Raw genomic sequence first — 18,123 nt, forward strand, 5'->3', positions numbered from 1 at the left:
AAATGAAGCAGGATACATGACGCTCGTCAACAGTACGGCGTCATGCCGTCCCTGTCCTAGCAAGAAAGTTCGAAGTATTATGGAAACAACCGGAAAACGAAGAGCCGGAGGGAGAGAGACGATGGAAAAGCTAGAAATGCTATATGAAGGAAAAGCGAAACGAATTTACCGCACAAGTGAACCAGGCGTGTTTTGGGTGCAGTATAAAGACGACGCTACCGCTTTCAATGGAGAAAAAAGAGCTCAAATTATGGGCAAAGGTGAATTGAATAACCGGATTACTTCCATTTTCTTTCGCATGCTGAAAGAGAAAGGCATTGATAATCATTTCATTGAAGAGCTATCGGCGACCGAGCAATTGGTCAAGCAGGTCACGATTATTCCGCTTGAAGTAGTAGTGCGGAATATCGCGGCCGGTTCTCTCGCAAAGCGCCTCGGAATGGAGGAGGGGACGGCTCTTCCGCAGCCGGTTGTTGAGTTCTATTATAAGGATGACGCGCTAGGTGACCCGTTGGTGAACGACTCTCACATCGATGTTCTCGGGATAGCAACGGCAGAAGAACGTGCATTGCTACGCGAGATGGCGCTTACCGTTAATGAGGTGCTGGTCCCATATATGAAAGAGCGCCGTGTTACTTTAGTTGATTTCAAACTTGAATTCGGCCGCACTGAAGAAGGGCAGGTTCTTCTGGCTGATGAAATCTCCCCGGATACGTGCCGTTTCTGGGATGCAGATACGATGGAAAAGCTGGACAAAGATCGTTTTCGTCGTGATTTAGGCAATGTGGAAGACGCTTATAAAGAAATCTTAAAACGTATTGGAGGAGAAACGCATGTTTAAAGCCGTTGTATATGTCACACTGAAAGAATCCGTACTTGACCCGCAGGGAACTGCCGTAAAAGGATCGCTTCATTCCCTCGGATTTGATGAAGTAAGCGATGTTCGCATCGGTAAATACATGGAAGTCGAACTCGATGTCGCAGACCGCGCGGCGGCGGAAGAGCGCTTGAAAGAAATGAGCGAAAAGCTGCTTGCTAATACGGTCATCGAAGATTATCGTTTCGAATTGGTGGAGGCGTAAAAGATGAAGTGTGCGGTCCTCGTATTTCCCGGTTCGAACTGTGATGTCGATATGTACAAGGCTGTTGAAGACTGTCTGGAGCAACCGGTAGAGTATGTGTGGTATACCCGGACAGACGTAGACGAATTCGATTGTATTCTCCTCCCGGGCGGATTCTCCTATGGAGATTATCTACGCCCAGGCGCAATGGCTAGCATGGCTCCCGTGCTTGCTGCCGTACAAAAAGCGGCGGAAGCGGGTAAACTTATTATGGGTATATGCAACGGGTTTCAGGTGCTGACGGAAGCGCGTCTTCTACCCGGAGCGTTGCGCCGCAATGAAAAGCTGAAATTCCGCTGTGAGACAGTGGAGTTACGCGTAGAAAACAATAACACTGCGTTTACGTCTCAGTACGAAGCAGGTGAAGTCATTCGTATTCCAATCGCACACGGCGATGGCAACTATTATTGTGACGAAGAAACGCTGAACGAAATGAAAAAGAATAACCAGATCGTGTTCCGCTATGCGGGCGAGAACCCGAACGGATCGATTGATGATATCGCCGGTGTCATGAATAAAGCCGGGAACGTGCTGGGCATGATGCCTCATCCAGAGCGTGCTGTACATGAGTGGCTCGGTTCAGAAGATGGAAAGCGCGTATTTACTTCGATTTTACAGAGCTGGAGGGAGAAGAACGGTGTCACACATGGAGCCTAATCCGCAACAGATTGCCGACGAGAAAGTATATCGCGAAATGGGTTTAACGGATGAAGAGTATGCTAAGGTTGTCGAAATTCTTGGCAGAAAACCGAATTACACGGAAACAGGACTATTCAGTGTAATGTGGTCCGAGCATTGCAGCTATAAAAACTCCAAGCCGGTATTACGCCGCTTTCCGACATCTGGACCTCGTGTTTTGCAGGGACCTGGTGAAGGGGCCGGTATTATCGATATTGATGACAATCAGGCGGTCGTATTCAAAGTGGAAAGTCATAACCACCCGTCTGCCATTGAGCCGTATCAAGGAGCGGCGACTGGTGTAGGCGGCATCATCCGCGATGTCTTCTCGATGGGCGCACGTCCGATTGCGCTGTTAAATTCCCTTCGCTTCGGCGAATTGGATAAGCCGCGCACAAAATATTTATTTGAGAATGTTGTTGCGGGTATCGCTGGATACGGTAACTGCATGGGCATTCCAACAGTGGGTGGAGAGGTCGTATTCGACAATTGCTACGAAGGCAATCCGCTCGTAAATGCGATGTGTGTGGGTCTTATCGATCACGACCAGATTCAAAAAGGCGTAGCTAAAGGCATTGGGAACCCCGTGATGTATGTAGGGGCGGCAACTGGCCGTGATGGCATCCACGGTGCAACTTTTGCTTCAGAGGAGTTAAACGAAGAATCCGAGGCGAAGCGTCCGGCCGTACAGGTGGGCGATCCGTTCATGGAGAAACTACTGCTCGAAGCGTGCCTGGAGTTAATTGAGACTGGCGCTGTGGCCGGCATTCAGGATATGGGAGCTGCTGGTCTGACGTCTTCTAGTGCGGAGATGGCAAGTAAAGCGGGCAACGGGGTCGAACTAAACCTTGACCTTGTACCGCAGCGGGAAAAAGGTATGACCCCATATGAGATGATGCTCTCCGAATCGCAGGAGCGTATGCTGGTTGTTGTAGAAAAGGGCCGTGAAGATGAAGTGAAGCAAATCTTTGATAAATGGGGACTGCATTCTGTGGTTATCGGACGTGTAACGGATGATGGCACATTGCGCTTGCTTCATAAAGGTGAAGTAGCTGCCGAAGTGCCGGTTGATAGCCTGGCTGAAGATGCTCCCGTTTATTACAAACCATCAAAAGAACCAGCCTATTACAATGAGTATGCAAGCGTAGATACGCTAAATATTGTAGAGCCAAACGATTACAATGAGACATTGAAGCAGGTATTATCAGCTCCAACAGTAGCAAGCAAAGAGTGGGTATATAATCAGTACGACTATATGGTACGTACGAATACGGCGGTTATTCCGGGTTCGGATGCAGCTGTTATCGCCATTCGCGGCACGCGCAAGGCGCTGGCGATGAGCATCGACTGTAATGGACGCTATGTATACCTTGACCCGGAAGTAGGCGGTGCGATTGCTGTAGCTGAAGCAGCACGCAATGTTGTTTGCTCAGGTGCAGAGCCGCTTGGCATTACCGATTGCTTGAACTTCGGAAATCCGGAGAAACCAGAGATTTTCTGGCAGTTCGAAAAAGCGGTGGACGGTATGAGTGAAGCATGCCGTGTGCTTGAGACTCCAGTTATCGGAGGGAATGTAAGCTTATATAATGAAACGAACGGTGAAGCTGTTTACCCGACACCGGTAGTCGGCATGGTAGGCTTAATTCACGACGTTGACCATATTACAACCCAATCATTTAAGAATGAAGGGGATATTCTTCTTCTTCTTGGTGAGACGAGAGCGGAGTTGGGCGGTACAGAATATCAGAAGCTGATGAACGGTTCTGTTATCGGACGTCCTCCGGCGCTCGACCTGGAAGTGGAAAAGAAACTGCAACAAACCGTGCTTACAGCTATTCAACAAGGGCTTATCGCTTCCGCACATGACCTTGCTGAAGGCGGTCTTGCAACGGCGCTTGTGGAATCGGCTGAGCCGGGTCTCGGTGCAGCGGTTGATTGGAATATCGGGCTGCGCCCTGACATTGCGCTGTTCAGCGAATCGCAATCAAGGGTACTGCTTAGTGTTAAACCGGAACATGTGGAAGAGGTATGCGAACTGGCGGCGAAAAATGGTACGCCGTGTGCGAAAATCGGTACGGTCGGTACTGACGCTGTGTCAATAAAAGTAAACGGACGCGAGCTGATTAATACGCCGCTTGCGGATTTGAAAGCGGCCTGGAAAGGTGCGATCGCATGTCTGATGCAGTAATGATGGAGCACGATGAGCTTTGGGACAAGTTGAATGAAGAGTGTGGTGTATTCGGGGTGTTTAATCACCCCGATGCGCCACAATTGTCATATTACGGACTGCATGCCCTGCAGCATCGTGGACAGGAGAGCGCCGGTATTTGTGCTTCAGACGGAGAAAAATTCTCGTACCACCGTGGTATGGGTCTAGTAACAGAAGCATTCAACGACAATCAATTAAGCAAAATTCACGGTCGCATGGCTATCGGGCATGTACGGTATACAACGGCTGGCGAGAGTAAGCTGGAGAATGCCCAGCCACTTGTTTTTAAGTATACGGGGGGCAATCTGGCGCTCGCGCATAACGGAAATTTGGTAAATGCAGAGCAAATTCGCCATCAACTTGAACGGCAGGGCTCCATTTTCCAGACAACAAGCGATACAGAGGTTATCGCGCATCTTATTGCGCGTTCGGGCTATGAATTCGAACAGGCTGTACGGGAATCGCTACGTATGATTAAAGGTGCGTATGCTCTGTTGCTTATGACCGAAAATAAAATGATTATCGCTCTTGATCCGAATGGTCTGCGTCCGTTGGTGCTTGGTCGCCTGGAAGAAGGATATGTCATCGCATCTGAAACGTGCGCATTCGAGACAGTAGGCGCGGAATATATTCGTGACGTGGAGCCGGGCGAGATGATCGTTATCGATGAGAAAGGACTGCGTTCAGAGCGATTCGCAGGTCAAACACAGCGTGCGATTTGCTCGTTCGAGTACATTTATTTCGCTCGTCCGGACAGTGACATCGACGGTATTAACGTTCATCTGGCACGTAAAGAGCTGGGACGCCAGCTATATAAAGAATCCGCTATAGAGGCGGACGTCGTAACAGGCGTGCCGGATTCAAGCATTTCTGCTGCGATCGGCTATGCAGAAGCGGCTGGACTTCCATATGAGCTTGGTTTGGTTAAAAATCGTTACGTGGGCCGTACGTTTATTCAGCCGAATCAAGAAATGCGGGCACGTGGCGTGCGTATGAAGCTCAGCGCGGTACGCAAAGTCGTGGAAGGTAAGCGTGTGGTCATGATTGATGATTCCATTGTACGCGGAACAACCAGCGGCAGAATCGTGCGGATGCTGAGGGAAGCAGGAGCGAAAGAAGTGCATGTACGCATCAGTTCCCCGCCGGTCAAAAACCCGTGCTTCTATGGCATTGATACGTCAAGCCGAGAAGAGCTGATTGCCGGTGAGAAATCCATTGAGCAAATCCGGGAGTATATTGGCGCAGATTCACTGGCTTTCCTATCGGAGAAAGGTATGATCGATGCGATTGGCAGAAACGATACAGCACCGAATCGAGGACATTGTCTGGCCTGTTTCACAGGCTGCTATCCGACGGAAATCTACGAAGATACGAAAAACTGCGTGGAGAAATAGGGGGAGATGGCATGAGTGAGGCTTACAAGCAGGCGGGAGTGGACATCGATGCCGGCAACGAAGCGGTAGAGAGAATGAAAAAGCACGTTAAGCGTACGTTCCGCCCGGAGGTTTTGACGGATTTGGGTGGCTTCGGCGCGCTATTTGGACTTGATATTAATAAATATAAAAAACCTGTGCTCGTTTCAGGCACAGACGGTGTAGGCACAAAGCTAAAGCTGGCGTTTGCTATGGATAAGCATGATACGATAGGCATTGATGCGGTTGCCATGTGCGTGAACGATATTGTTGTTCAAGGCGCAGAGCCGCTCTTTTTCCTTGATTACCTGGCCTGTGGTAAGGTTGTTCCGGAACGCATTGAGGCAATTGTTAAAGGAATTGCTGACGGTTGCGAACAGTCTGGTTCCGCGTTAATTGGCGGCGAGACAGCGGAGATGCCGGGCATGTATGAGGAATCGGAGTATGATATCGCCGGATTCAGTGTCGGTGTGGTAGATGCGGATCGTGTGATTGATGGAAAAAGTATCGCATCAGGAGACATCATTATCGGAATGTCGTCGAGCGGTGTGCATAGCAATGGCTTTTCATTAGTGCGTAAAGTTCTGCTTGAAGAAGCGGGTTTGTCCCTTCATGAGGAAGTAGCCGAATTGGGCGGCAAATTGGGAGATGTGCTTCTTACTCCGACCCGGATTTATGTGAAGTCGTGCTTGGCTTTACTGGAAAAGGTGAAAGTTAATGGACTTGTGCACATTACCGGTGGCGGATTTTACGATAACATCCCAAGAATTCTGCCAGAAGGCACAGCCGCACATATAGAATACGGCACATGGAATATTCCGCCGGTATTTAATCTGGTAGAAACGAAGGGGAACGTTTCGAAGCAAGATATGTTCCGTACGTTTAACATGGGTATCGGCATGATCGCGATCGTCAGGGAGAATGATGTGGACGAGGCGCTTCGAGTATTGACGGAAGCCGGAGAACAAGCGCAAGTAATCGGACGGATTGTACAGGGAGATAGAGATGTACAGTTTGGCGGGGTGAACTGGTAATGAAAATCGCCGTTTTCGCTTCCGGCAGCGGATCGAACTTCGCAGCCATCATGGAAGCCATACAGAACGGGACACTGACCGGAGCGGAAGTGGAACTGCTCGTTTGCGATAAGCCAGAGGCATACGTAGTACAGCGGGCCGCACAATATGAGGTTCCCGCATTTCTATTCAATGCTAAGGATTATCCGGATAAACCGAGCTTCGAGAGGGAGATTCTACAGCGGCTTGAGAATGCTGGGGTTGAGCTTATCGTGCTCGCAGGCTATATGCGCCTTATTGGTGATACGCTGCTCAAAGCGTATGGCGGACGAATGATCAATCTTCATCCTTCGCTTCTGCCGTCGTTTCCCGGTAAGGATGCGATTGGACAAGCGTTTCGTTATGGAGTGAAAATTACGGGCATCACTGTTCATTTTGTGGATGAAGGTATGGATACGGGACCGATTATTGTACAACGTCCCGTACCCGTATATGGAAAAGACGATGAAACGGCACTTGCCGAGCGCATTCATAAGGAAGAACATCGGTTGCTTCCGCAAGTGGTACAGCTTCTCGTAAGTGGAAAGGTACAGCTGAACGGACGACAAGTGCAGATTGAAGCGGAAGATTTCGAATACAGTGAAGGAGTGGAAAAACCGTGAGTGGAGTACAAGTAAAACGGGCATTAATCAGTGTTTCGGATAAAACAGGCATCGTAGAATTCGCTAAAGAACTGGACAAACTGGGCGTAGAAATTATCTCTACGGGAGGAACAGCTACCTTGCTGCAGAAGGAAGGCGTAAACGTTATCGGTATCTCTGAAGTGACCGGTTTCCCTGAGATTCTTGATGGACGTCTAAAAACGCTTGATCCTCACATTCACGGCGGCCTGCTTGCAGTGCGAGATGACGAGAAACACCGTCAGCAAATCGCTGAACATAACATTACCCCAATCGATCTGGTCGTAGTTAATCTGTATCCGTTTAAGGCTACCATTAGCAAGCCTAACGTACCTTTTTCAGAAGCGATCGAAAACATTGATATCGGCGGACCGACTATGCTTCGTTCTGCAGCAAAAAACCATAAATACGTGGCGGTAGTCGTCGATGCGGCTGACTACAGCAAAGTGCTTGAAGAAGTAAAGGCGAGCGGAAGTATCGCCGAGGAGACGAAGCGCAAGCTGGCTGCAAAAGTATTCCGCCATACTGCGGCGTACGATGCACTCATCTCTCAATATTTAACGGAGCAAGTCGGCGAGCAAACGCCAGATACGTATACGGTAACATACGAAAAAGTGCAGGATTTACGCTACGGCGAAAATCCGCACCAGTCGGCCGCCTTCTACCGCGAGCCGTTAGCCGGTGCGGGCAATATCGCTACCGCAAAACAATTGCATGGCAAAGAGCTGTCCTATAATAACATTAATGATGGTAATGCAGCGCTCGCTATCGTAAAAGAATTCAGCGAACCGGCTGTTGTAGCGGTGAAGCATACGAATCCGTGCGGCGTAGGAATAGGGAACACGATTTTTGAAGCGTACCAAAAAGCGTACGCATCCGATCCGGTTTCTATTTTCGGCGGTATTATTGCGGCGAATCGTCCGATTGATAAAGAAACGGCGCTGCAACTGAAAGAAATCTTCCTTGAGATCATCATGGCCCCATCGTTCACGGACGAAGCACTTGAAATTCTGAAAGAGAAGAAGAATCTGCGTTTGCTGGAGCTTGGAGAAATCGTGAGCAAAGAAAAAGCGGACTGGAAGCTAGCTAGTGTGGAAGGCGGCGTACTGATTCAAGAAGATGATACGAAACAGATTACGGAAGCAGACCTGGAAGTCGCTACCGATCGGAAACCGACTCGTGAAGAAATTCAGCAGCTTCTGTTCGCTTGGAAAGTCGTCAAACATGTAAAATCTAACGCTATTGTGTTAGTGAAAGACAACATGACGATTGGCGTGGGCGCAGGTCAGATGAATCGCGTAGGCTCAGCCCGCATTGCAATTGAACAGGCAGGCGATAAATCCTTCCGCAGCGTATTGGCATCTGATGCATACTTCCCAATGCCGGACACAGTAGAAGAAGCGGCAAAAGCAGGCGTTTCTGCCATTATCCAGCCAGGAGGCTCTATTCGTGATGAAGATTCCATCAAAGCGGCCAATGAGCACGGTATCGCAATGGTCTTCACGAAAGTGCGCCATTTCAAACACTAGGATAAGGAGAGGGAGCTGATTATGAAAGTACTCGTTATCGGCGGCGGCGGTCGCGAACACGCTCTCGTATGGAAGCTTGCACAAAGTCCAAAAGTATCACACGTCTATTGTGCACCAGGAAATGCCGGGATTGCTCAAATGGCTGAATGCGTCTCGTTGGATGTGAATGATTTTGCTGCACTTGCGGAATTTGCAAAGCGAGAACATATCGGATTAACGGTTGTCGGACCGGAAGATCCGCTCTTGAACGGCATTGTCGATTTCTTTGAAGAACAGGGACTTGCGATTTTTGGACCAAAAAAGGAAGCGGCATTGCTTGAAGGCAGTAAGACATTTGCCAAGGACATTATGGAGAAATATAATATTCCGACCGGAGCATACCGTTCATTTACAAAATACGAAGAGGCTTTGGCATACGTCCGTAAGCAGGGCGCTCCGATCGTGATTAAAGCGGATGGCCTAGCAGCAGGTAAGGGAGTAACCGTGGCCTTTACGTTGGAAGAAGCCGAAGAAGCTCTTCGTTCTATGATGGTGGAAGATGTATTTTCCGGCGCTGGCTCACGCGTAGTAATTGAAGAGTATTTGGCGGGTGAGGAGATGACGCTGCTGTCTTTCGTGGATGGAGAGACGGTTATTCCGATGGTTCCTTCGCAGGACCATAAGCCGGTATTCAATGATGATAAAGGACCGAATACAGGCGGAATGGGAACATACTCACCTGTACCGCACATGGATGATTCCATCGTGCAGCAGGCGATTGATACGATCGTTCTCCCGACGGCTAGAGCGATGGTAGCCGAAGGGCGACCGTTCCGTGGTATTTTATACACCGGATTGATGATTACTGAAAAAGGTCCAAAAGTTATCGAGTATAATGCGCGCTTCGGTGATCCGGAAACCCAGGTCGTGCTCCCGCGTCTTGCGAGCGATTTGGCGGATATTTTCCTTGCAGCAGTGGAAGGTAAGCTTTCGGAATGCCAGGTGGAATGGAAAAGCGATGCAGCGGTCTGCGTCGTCATGTCCTCTGAAGGATATCCAGGCTCCTATCCAAAAGGGCGGGAAATTGCCGGATTACCGGCAAATACCGATGATGTAGTCGTATTCCATGCTGGTACGGCAGAGCGAGACGGACATACTGTAACAAACGGTGGCCGCGTCCTAGGTGTAACGGCAATGGGAAATGATTTGCACGAGGCACAGCGCAGAGCATATGAAACGGTGCAGCACATTTCTTTTGAAGGTGCACACTACCGTACAGATATCGGAGCGAAGGCGCTGCGCAAGGCAGAGCACAATAAAAGATAGAGAATGAGGCATGGGCATCTGCTCCATTTTGTGGAGCGGGTGCTCATGTTTTTTTGATCATGCAAGAGATTCGGATGGGAATTTTGCAGATGATATTTTTTACTGTACAAAAATTTGACGCAGGAATGTACGAAATCTTTCATGGATTATTCTTCAAAACTTCACAAAGTAAAAAAAATAGTTTGTTACAATAATATCGTGATAAAATTCACAAACATAAAAAAGGAGAGAAAACCGATGGAAGAGTTAATTTTGGCACGTATTCAGTTTGCGTCCACCACCCTGTTTCACTTCATCTTTGTGCCTTTATCAATCGGGCTGGCATTCATCATCGCGGTGATGCAAACGATGTATGTGCTAAAAGAGAATGAACTGTACAAAAAAATGACGAAATTCTGGGGAGCCTTCTTCCTAATTAATTTCGCCGTCGGTGTTGTTACAGGAATTTTGCAGGAGTTCCAATTTGGAATGAATTGGTCTAGCTATTCACGATTTGTTGGAGATGTATTCGGTGCACCTCTGGCAGTAGAGGCGTTACTTGCTTTCTTTATGGAATCAACCTTTATCGGTCTGTGGATTTTCGGCTGGGATAAGTTGCCGAAGAGGATACATTTAGCTTGTATTTGGCTTGTATCTATTGGAACGATACTTTCCGCTTTTTGGATTTTAGCCGCTAATTCGTTTATGCAAAATCCACTTGGCTATACGCTGCAAAATGGCCGGGCAGAAATGAATGATGTATTTGCGGTTCTAACGAATCAGAAGCTGTGGGTTGCTTTTCCACATACGATTTTTGCGAGTTTGACTACAGGAGCCTTTTTCATTGTTGGAGTGAGTGCATGGAAAATGCTAAAAAAAGCCGATGTGGAGTTCTTTAAACGTTCTTTTCAAATCTCACTTATTATCGGTATGGTCAGCGCACTGGGCATTGCTTTTTCTGGTCACTCACAGGCAACATATCTTGTCAGCGCTCAACCAATGAAAATGGCAGCAGCAGAAGGGCTGTGGGACGATAGCCCGGACCCTGCGCCATGGACTGTCTTTGCGTTAATTGATACTGATAAGCAGGAAAGTACGATGCGAGTTGAAGTTCCTTATATGCTTAGCTACCTGGCGTATGAGCAGTTTCATGGATCTGTTCAGGGAATGAAAAACATTCAGGCGCAATATGAACAAAAGTACGGACCTGGAAATTATATACCGCCTGTAAAAACGACCTTCTGGAGTTTTCGGATTATGGTAGTCATGGGGGGAGGCCTTCTTCTTCTTGCTCTAATAGGACTTGTTCTGCAATGGCGTGGCAGGTTGGAAGAAAGTCCGGCGTATTTGAAATGGATGGTTGCGGCAATATTCATTCCGTATATCGGTAATTCATTTGGCTGGATTATGTCGGAAATTGGTCGTCAGCCGTGGGTTGTAAATGGATTAATGAGGACAGCGGACGGAGTGTCGCCAAATGTGTCAACAGGTCAACTTTTGTTCTCGCTAATTTCATTTTCTCTTATTTACACTATTCTTGCTATTGTAATGGTTTACCTGTTTGTAAAAGTAATCAAACGGGGCCCGCATGAAAAATTGCCTGAGGATGTGTCTGCCACAGATCCATTTAACACGGAGGGAAATAATTATGCATTTAAGTGAACTGTGGTTTTTACTAGTATCCATATTATTCGTCGGGTTTGTCTTTTTGGAGGGATTCGATTTTGGTGTTGGAATGGGCACGAAATTCCTTGCCCGCACCGAACAGGAAAAACGGATTTTGCTCAATACAATTGGCCCGGTCTGGGATGCGAATGAAGTATGGCTAATTATTGCTGGAGGTGCGATGTTTGCGGCGTTTCCGCACTGGTATGCTACATTATTTAGCGGATTTTACTTTCCGTTTGTCATTCTATTGCTAGCTCTCATTGCCCGAGGAGTCGCTTTTGAATTTCGCAGTAAAGTGGGTGCGAAGCAATGGCGCCTGGCCTGGGATTGGTCGATTTTCCTCGGGAGCCTACTACCGCCATTTCTGCTGGGGGTGATGTTTGCCAGCCTGATTAAAGGACTGCCCATCGACGGTGAGATGAATATGTATGCTGGTTTCACAGATATTGTGAATCTGTATACGGTAGTTGGCGGCATTGCCTTTGTGCTGTTGTCTTATCTTCATGGGCTTATGTTTATTGGTTTAAAAACAACGGGCGAGATTCGAGAACGTGCCCATCGAATGGCACAGAGAATATATGTAATTATCGGCGTAGTGGTGGTGCTGTTTGTTTCTTTAACTGCATTGTATACAGATGCCTTCAGGGACAAAGGAACCTTCCTGATTCCGCTGTATAGTGCAGCAATTATTGCATATGCTTGCTTATATTATTTCATGTATAAAAAGAAGGAAGGATGGAGTTTTGTTTCAACCGGCCTTGTGCTCGCGCTTGTGACGAGTTCATTCTTTGTTGCACTCTTTCCGAATGTCATGATTAGCTCGATTGATGTTGTTAACAATTTAACAGTATATAATGCGGCTTCCGGAAGCTATTCCTTGAAGCTGATGACTATTGTTGCTGTTACGTTGCTACCGTTCGTGCTCGCTTATCAAGTATGGAGCTATTATGTATTCCGTAAGCGGGTAACTGATAAGGAGCATCTGGAGTACTAATGGATAAACATCTTTTTCATTATAAAGGCATCAAAGGCGTATTCTTCATAATTGGCTTGCTCACTGTTTTACAGGCAGGGTTTATTGTTTTACAGGCTGTTATGTTGGCAACAGCTATTACAAATATGTTTAAGGGGGCATCGGTCAACGATGTCCTTCTCCTGTTATCCGGGTTTGGGGCTGCATTTTTACTTCGCCAGGCCAGTCAACTCATTAAAGAGAGGGTATCCTACCGCTTTGCCGAAAAAACGGCATACGATATGCAGAAAAAGCTGCTTGCGAAATTGTTCATGCTGGGACCGCGAGAAATTGGAAAGACAGGCTCAGGGAATATGGTAACACTTTGCCTGGAGGGGGTTCAGCACTTCCGAACGTACATGGAATTATTTATTCCACGAGTCATCGCAACGATGGTCATTCCGGCTATTGTGCTAACATACATTTTTTATCTGGAATCGGTGTCGGGTGTTATTTTGGTGCTTACCATGCCAATCATGCTTGCTTTTTTAATCTTATTAGGTCTTGTTGCGCGTAAGAAAATGGACGATCAGTGGAGTACGTACCAATTATTGTCACGTCATTTTGTCGATTCTCTACGAGGATTAGAAACGTTGAAATATCTCGGGAAAAGCAGGCAGCACCGACATGCGATCGCGCTGGTTAGTGAGAAATACCGGATTGCTACTAACCGAACTTTACGTGTTGCGTTTCTTTCAACCTTTTCTTTGGATTTTTTCTCCAGTTTTTCGGTTGCGGTGGTTGCTGTTGGCTTGGGCTTGCGTTTAATTGACGGGAACATGGATTTGCAGACGGCGTTAACCATATTGATTCTGGCGCCGGAGTATTTCCTGCCAGTTCGTGAGGTGGGCAATGATTATCATGCGACAATGGATGGAAAAGAGGCGGGTGATACGATTCATCAGATTCTTGCCAAGCAAGCCGTGGCATCTGGCTCTACCGGAGCGGCGATTCCGAAATGGAATGAGTGTACTTCCCTGAAAGTAGAAAAGCTGGCAAGGCAGTATGAGGGCAGACAGACAGCTTGTTTGCATGATGTGACCTTTCAAGTGAACGGTTATCAAAAAATAGGAATTGTTGGAGCATCAGGTGCTGGCAAGTCAACCTTAATTGATTTACTGTCCGGTTTCTCCTTGCCGCAAACCGCATCCATTTCGATAGGCGGTGTTTCCGTTACCGATTTTGCGATGCCGGGGTGGCAGCAGCAAATCACATATATCCCTCAGCATCCGTACATTTTTGCGGGTACAATAGCTGATAACATTCGCATATATGCTCCGGATGCATCACAACAGGATATAGAGCAGGCACTTCAGGTAACCGGATTGGCGAAATGGGTTCATTCTTTGCCCCATGGGATAGAGGAAAGAATAGGAAATGGTGGGCGAGTGCTGAGCGGTGGGGAAGAGCAACGTATTGCACTGGCCCGCGCTTTTCTCCAGAATCGTCCGATTATGCTTTTTGATGAACCGACCGCCCATCTGGATATTGAAACCGAGCATGATATTAAATTGATGATGCTACCATTGTTTAAAAACAAGCTTGTTTTTTTTGCAACACATCGTTTGCATTGGATGAAGCAAATGGATCTTATTTTGGTTATGGAGAATGGGACAATAAAGGAATTTGGAACACATCATGATTTATATGAAAAACGGGGAGCATATTACGCCCTTATTCGGGCACAGACAGGAGATACAGCATGAAGCAGATGGATCGATACATCAAGCCGTATATGAAACGATATAGCAGGCAGCTAAGTATCACGATTCTTTTTGGTCTTGCTACGGTTCTTTCCGGGGCCCTGCTTATGTTTGTCTCTGGCTATTTAATTTCGCGGGCCGCCGAACGACCGGAAACGATTTTGTTAATTTATGTACCTATTGTCGCTGTTCGAACCTTCGGAATTTCAAAGGCAGTAACGCGTTATATTGAAAGACTGATAGGACATGATGCTGTGTTGAAAATATTATCCGATATGCGGGTAAAGCTGTACGATATGCTGGAACCGCAGGCGCTGTTTGTCCGTTCCCGTTTTCAAGTAGGAGATTTGCTTGGGACGCTTGCTGATGATATCGAGCATTTGCAGGATGTATATATTCGAACTGTTTTTCCCACTGTTCTTGCCCTTGTTTTATTTATAGCATCCATATTACCTCTGACTTTGTTTGATTGGAAATTTGCGATCTGGATTGCCCTTTGTCTCAGTGTTATCCTGTTTGTTTTCCCGCTGTGCTCTCTTTATTTGTTAAGAAGAAAACAAATCGACTATAAAAAAAGACGAGCGCATCTTTATCGCCAGTTGACGGATGCGGTTTTTGGCCTCAGCGACTGGCTTATTAGCGGCAAGCAAAAATTTTTTCTGGAACAATTTACAGCCAGCTCATCTAAAATGAATGCCATAGATAAAAAAATGCGCTACTGGAGCCAGTACAGAGCATTTCTGCTACAAGTTGTCTCAGGCATTATTCTTGTATCTGTGGCAATTTGGGCAGGGAACAAAGCGGGTGCGGGAGACATATATCCTGCCTATATTGCTGCTTTCACACTTGTTGTGCTTCCTATTCTGGAAGCGCTCGTTCCTGTCTCAGCTGCAGTGGAGAAAATTCCTGCCTATGAGGAGTCAATGCAGCGTATTGATGATATTCGTATACAGATGCCGGAACAGCAGGAACAAGGAGGAGTGGTGGCAGAAGAAGTGAATGAAGGGATAATCGATATACGGCGAGTTTCCTACCGTTATCCGGGAGAAGAGCGGCTGGCATTACAGAACATTTCGTTGACTATTCCACACGGACAAAAAATCGCCATCATTGGGAAAAGCGGTGCTGGCAAAACAACATTGCTTCAATTGTTGCAGGGGATATTATCACCTTTGGAGGGAACGGTTTCTATCGATGGTTGTGCCGCGCAGGCTTACCGGGATAAAATCCATGAACGAATCGCGGTGTTAAATCAAAAACCATATCTTTTTGCTACAACGGTAGCAAATAACATTCGATTAGGAGATCCGACGGCAACACCTGAAGATATTGCCAGGGTCGCGGAACAGGTAAAGCTAAACGATTATCTTGCTTCTTTGGAAAATGGATTTGATACACACATGGAAGAAGCCGGACAACGCTTCTCGGGTGGTGAAAGGCAGCGGATTGCGTTAGCGCGTATTTTGCTCAAGAATGCGCCCATTGTCATTTTGGATGAGCCGACTATCGGACTTGATCCGAAAACGGAGCGAGATTTACTTCGTACGATGTTTAATGCTTTGCAAGGGAGGACAATAGTCTGGATTACCCACCATTTAATCGGTGTTGAAAACATGGATGATATTCTTTTTATGGATCAGGGACGTATCATCATGCGAGGAACGCACAAGGAACTGTTGCAAACCTCTTCACGTTATCGCAATTTATATGAACTGGACCGTCCATGGTAAATATGGGAAAAGAGGAGAAGATACCTGTCTTTTCCTCTTTTTCGGCTTGTGGCTATGATTTATAACGGCCACCCGGTCTGCTGTTATATTTAACCCACATATAAATTACGATAATAATGGAAGCGACTACGGTTAAGATAACGTACAGATTGTCGCTGACTACTTCCCACATGAGTCGATCCATTTCGGCTTCCTCCTTTGTATGCTTTTCCTCACACTATTTGAAGCGACGTGGATAACTATAGATACGGTACGGCCGTTTGCCATCTTCATCCTCTGTGCTGATGCCGAACATGGTAAGCAGCGGACAGAAACGGGTGATTCCTTCCGCGATTTTCATCGCACTTAATATGGTGATAATAATGGGGGACATGCGATAAGGACGCTGCACCATACGGGCAGTGCTGTAAGAAAGGCCGATAAGTCCAACCGTAATGCGAATGAATGCGTCACATAATCCTACATTTTTCTTCATTTTTCACCTTGCTCCTCTACAAAAAGCTTGTTCATCTCGTTCTTTATCATGCGAAAAGAACAAAGGAATATACATATTTTTTTCTGTATTTCTCTGGAAAATAAGTTAACGTATCAAGAAGTTCATAAAGAAAAAAGAAGATTTCTCTATTGTTTTTCCAAGTATAGTATGAGTAAAAAAGTGCTTATGTAAAAAGGTATACTTTTTTTAAAAACAAATTACTATATTACTAGACGAAAACGTAAGAATAGGGTAGAATGTTTTCAGAATAATTTATTTATTGGAAAGAATTTTATTGATCAAGCAATTTAGATGAGTGTAATAAGGGGGATTGGTTTAGAAGCAAGATAAATGAGCGGTGATACAAGAGAATTTATTTTATTCAAAAATGGGGGTTACTCAATGAAGAAGAGAAAAGTGGCAGGCATTTTCTTATCTCTCATGCTATCTGCAGGAATGGTGGTAGGTTGTGGCGGAGCAAAAGATACAGGCTCCGCGGGTTCAGGTGGTCAAGGCGCGTCCGGCGACACGATTAAAATCGGAGCGAACCTGGAGCTTTCCGGTGGTACTGCTTCCTATGGTCAATCTGCCGGTCAGGGGATTGATCTAGCCGTCGAAGAAATCAATAAAAACGGCGGAATTAACGGGAAGAAGCTTGAGGTAATAAAGGTCGATAATAAGTCGGAACCTGCTGAATCAACCAATGCAGCGATTAAGCTGACAAGCCAGGAGAAGGTGACGGCGATTATTGGTCCGGCTACAAGTGGAGCTGTGCTAGCGGAAGCGCAAATCGCTATGGATAACAAAACGGTAGTTATCACACCAGCTGGGACGAACACGCAAATTACGGTAGGCGAAGACGGCAAAGTAAAGGATTACATGTTCCGTACGTGCTTCATCGATCCATTTCAGGGAACGGTAGCGGCTAACTTCGCCTCCAAAGAGCTTAAAGTGAGCAATGCAGCTATTTTTGCGGACAATGCGAGCGACTATGCGAAAGGGCTGGCAGAATCCTTTGAGAAAACATTTACTGCAAACGGTGGCAAGGTTGTAGCAAAAGAAGCGTATGTAGCGAAAGATACGGATTTCCGCGCAACCCTTACACGTATCAAAGCAGCGAACCCTGACTTCATCTTTATCCCTGGATATTATGAAGAAGTTGGCCTTATCATCAAGCAGGCGCGCGAAATGGGAATTCAAGCACCACTGATGGGTGGAGATGGCTGGGATTCTCCGACGCTGGTTGAACTTGCAGGAAAAGATGCATTGAACAATGCGTATACGATTGCTCACTACGCATCTGATGATCCAGATCCAAAAATTAAAGAGTTCGTTAAAGCATTCAAAGCGAAATACAGCGGCAAATCGCCTAACGGATTTAACGCATTAGGATATGACTCTGTATATTTCCTGGCAGACGGCTTGAAGCGTGCCGGAGACCTGGACCCTGTGAAGATTAAAGACGCGCTGGCACAAACGAAAGATCTGTCACTTGTATCTGGAAAATTCACAGTTGACCCTCAGCATAATCCGATTAAAGCTGCAACTATTCTGAAATTTGAAAACGGTACACAAAAATTTGCGGCGAAAGTAAATCCGTAAACAACGT

The 18,123-nt window shown here is 46.7% G+C and carries 16 protein-coding genes; 14 read left to right on the forward strand and 2 right to left on the reverse strand.

Features of this window, described 5'->3' with window-relative positions; all coding sequences use genetic code 11:
• The first annotated feature begins 121 nt into the window (after nucleotides 1-121).
• From purC to cydC, 13 genes are all read left to right on the forward strand, one after another.
• Nucleotides 122-841: a phosphoribosylaminoimidazolesuccinocarboxamide synthase gene (purC, locus tag AF333_RS29365; RefSeq protein ID WP_043067088.1), complete on the forward strand. Its 720-nt coding sequence runs from the start codon at nucleotides 122-124 to the stop codon at nucleotides 839-841.
• On the forward strand, nucleotides 834-1,082 hold the full coding sequence (gene purS / locus AF333_RS29370; protein ID WP_021622188.1) for a phosphoribosylformylglycinamidine synthase subunit PurS: 249 nt from the start codon (nucleotides 834-836) through the stop codon (nucleotides 1,080-1,082). Before purC ends, purS begins: the two co-directional genes overlap by 8 nt.
• A 3-nt stretch (nucleotides 1,083-1,085) precedes the next feature.
• Complete coding sequence (gene purQ, locus AF333_RS29375) at nucleotides 1,086-1,778, forward strand: phosphoribosylformylglycinamidine synthase subunit PurQ (RefSeq protein ID WP_043067089.1); 693 nt, start codon at nucleotides 1,086-1,088, stop codon at nucleotides 1,776-1,778.
• On the forward strand, nucleotides 1,768-3,987 hold the full coding sequence (purL, locus tag AF333_RS29380; RefSeq protein ID WP_302847940.1) for a phosphoribosylformylglycinamidine synthase subunit PurL: 2,220 nt from the start codon (nucleotides 1,768-1,770) through the stop codon (nucleotides 3,985-3,987). The genes purQ and purL overlap by 11 nt, the downstream gene beginning before the upstream one ends.
• A complete protein-coding gene (gene purF / locus AF333_RS29385; RefSeq protein ID WP_302847939.1) occupies nucleotides 3,972-5,402 on the forward strand; it encodes an amidophosphoribosyltransferase in 1,431 nt (476 codons plus the stop codon). The genes purL and purF overlap by 16 nt, the downstream gene beginning before the upstream one ends.
• An 11-nt stretch (nucleotides 5,403-5,413) precedes the next feature.
• Nucleotides 5,414-6,454, forward strand: coding sequence for a phosphoribosylformylglycinamidine cyclo-ligase (gene purM / locus AF333_RS29390; protein WP_043067091.1), 1,041 nt, complete (start codon nucleotides 5,414-5,416; stop codon nucleotides 6,452-6,454).
• Entirely contained in the window at nucleotides 6,454-7,095 is a 642-nt protein-coding gene (gene purN, locus AF333_RS29395; RefSeq protein WP_173585734.1) for a phosphoribosylglycinamide formyltransferase, read from the forward strand. The genes purM and purN overlap by 1 nt, the downstream gene beginning before the upstream one ends.
• Complete coding sequence (gene purH / locus AF333_RS29400) at nucleotides 7,092-8,642, forward strand: bifunctional phosphoribosylaminoimidazolecarboxamide formyltransferase/IMP cyclohydrolase (RefSeq protein WP_043067093.1); 1,551 nt, start codon at nucleotides 7,092-7,094, stop codon at nucleotides 8,640-8,642. Before purN ends, purH begins: the two co-directional genes overlap by 4 nt.
• 21 nt (nucleotides 8,643-8,663) lie before the next feature.
• On the forward strand, nucleotides 8,664-9,947 hold the full coding sequence (gene purD, locus AF333_RS29405; RefSeq protein WP_043067094.1) for a phosphoribosylamine--glycine ligase: 1,284 nt from the start codon (nucleotides 8,664-8,666) through the stop codon (nucleotides 9,945-9,947).
• 237 nt (nucleotides 9,948-10,184) lie between these two features.
• Nucleotides 10,185-11,588 (forward strand): cytochrome ubiquinol oxidase subunit I, encoded by a 1,404-nt coding sequence (locus tag AF333_RS29410; protein WP_043067095.1) that lies wholly within the window; start codon nucleotides 10,185-10,187, stop codon nucleotides 11,586-11,588.
• Nucleotides 11,575-12,588, forward strand: a complete 1,014-nt coding sequence (gene cydB / locus AF333_RS29415; RefSeq protein ID WP_080787833.1) for a cytochrome d ubiquinol oxidase subunit II — start codon at nucleotides 11,575-11,577, stop codon at nucleotides 12,586-12,588. Before AF333_RS29410 ends, cydB begins: the two co-directional genes overlap by 14 nt.
• Nucleotides 12,588-14,312 carry a thiol reductant ABC exporter subunit CydD gene (gene cydD / locus AF333_RS29420; RefSeq protein ID WP_043067096.1) on the forward strand — a complete coding sequence of 575 codons (1,725 nt, stop codon included), beginning with the start codon at nucleotides 12,588-12,590 and terminating at the stop codon, nucleotides 14,310-14,312. The genes cydB and cydD overlap by 1 nt, the downstream gene beginning before the upstream one ends.
• Nucleotides 14,309-16,039: a thiol reductant ABC exporter subunit CydC gene (gene cydC, locus AF333_RS29425; RefSeq protein WP_043067097.1), complete on the forward strand. Its 1,731-nt coding sequence runs from the start codon at nucleotides 14,309-14,311 to the stop codon at nucleotides 16,037-16,039. The genes cydD and cydC overlap by 4 nt, the downstream gene beginning before the upstream one ends.
• A 52-nt stretch (nucleotides 16,040-16,091) precedes the next feature.
• Here cydC and AF333_RS37065 read toward each other — a convergent pair whose 3' ends face one another.
• Both AF333_RS37065 and AF333_RS29430 read right to left on the reverse strand, forming a co-directional pair.
• The gene (locus AF333_RS37065; RefSeq protein ID WP_021622200.1) at nucleotides 16,092-16,223 is read right to left on the reverse strand and encodes an EYxxD motif small membrane protein; all 132 of its coding nucleotides are present in this window, start codon (nucleotides 16,221-16,223) and stop codon (nucleotides 16,092-16,094) included.
• Nucleotides 16,224-16,256: 33 nt separating this feature from the next.
• Complete coding sequence (locus AF333_RS29430) at nucleotides 16,257-16,514, reverse strand: YgaP family membrane protein (RefSeq protein WP_043067098.1); 258 nt, start codon at nucleotides 16,512-16,514, stop codon at nucleotides 16,257-16,259.
• 402 nt (nucleotides 16,515-16,916) lie between these two features.
• On the opposite strand from AF333_RS29430, the gene AF333_RS29435 reads away from it, so the two are divergent.
• A complete protein-coding gene (locus AF333_RS29435; RefSeq protein WP_043067099.1) occupies nucleotides 16,917-18,116 on the forward strand; it encodes an ABC transporter substrate-binding protein in 1,200 nt (399 codons plus the stop codon).
• Nucleotides 18,117-18,123: the final 7 nt, after the last annotated feature.

The sequence above is a fragment of the Aneurinibacillus migulanus genome, from assembly GCF_001274715.1.
Lineage (GTDB): Bacteria > Bacillota > Bacilli > Aneurinibacillales > Aneurinibacillaceae > Aneurinibacillus > Aneurinibacillus migulanus.

Excerpts from the sequence above, each read along its gene's own strand:
- purC (WP_043067088.1), top strand. The coding sequence starts at position 122 with ATGGAAAAGCTAGAAATGCTATATGAAGGAAAAGCGAAACGAATTTAC.
- purS (WP_021622188.1), top strand. The coding sequence starts at position 834 with ATGTTTAAAGCCGTTGTATATGTCACACTGAAAGAATCCGTACTTGAC.
- purQ (WP_043067089.1), top strand. The coding sequence starts at position 1,086 with ATGAAGTGTGCGGTCCTCGTATTTCCCGGTTCGAACTGTGATGTCGAT.
- purL (WP_302847940.1), top strand. The coding sequence starts at position 1,768 with ATGGAGCCTAATCCGCAACAGATTGCCGACGAGAAAGTATATCGCGAA.
- purF (WP_302847939.1), top strand. The coding sequence starts at position 3,972 with ATGTCTGATGCAGTAATGATGGAGCACGATGAGCTTTGGGACAAGTTG.
- purM (WP_043067091.1), top strand. The coding sequence starts at position 5,414 with ATGAGTGAGGCTTACAAGCAGGCGGGAGTGGACATCGATGCCGGCAAC.
- purN (WP_173585734.1), top strand. The coding sequence starts at position 6,454 with ATGAAAATCGCCGTTTTCGCTTCCGGCAGCGGATCGAACTTCGCAGCC.
- purD (WP_043067094.1), top strand. The coding sequence starts at position 8,664 with ATGAAAGTACTCGTTATCGGCGGCGGCGGTCGCGAACACGCTCTCGTA.
- AF333_RS29410 (WP_043067095.1), top strand. The coding sequence starts at position 10,185 with ATGGAAGAGTTAATTTTGGCACGTATTCAGTTTGCGTCCACCACCCTG.
- cydB (WP_080787833.1), top strand. The coding sequence starts at position 11,575 with ATGCATTTAAGTGAACTGTGGTTTTTACTAGTATCCATATTATTCGTC.
- cydD (WP_043067096.1), top strand. The coding sequence starts at position 12,588 with ATGGATAAACATCTTTTTCATTATAAAGGCATCAAAGGCGTATTCTTC.
- cydC (WP_043067097.1), top strand. The coding sequence starts at position 14,309 with ATGAAGCAGATGGATCGATACATCAAGCCGTATATGAAACGATATAGC.
- AF333_RS37065 (WP_021622200.1), bottom strand. The coding sequence starts at position 16,223 with ATGGATCGACTCATGTGGGAAGTAGTCAGCGACAATCTGTACGTTATC.
- AF333_RS29430 (WP_043067098.1), bottom strand. The coding sequence starts at position 16,514 with ATGAAGAAAAATGTAGGATTATGTGACGCATTCATTCGCATTACGGTT.
- AF333_RS29435 (WP_043067099.1), top strand. The coding sequence starts at position 16,917 with ATGAAGAAGAGAAAAGTGGCAGGCATTTTCTTATCTCTCATGCTATCT.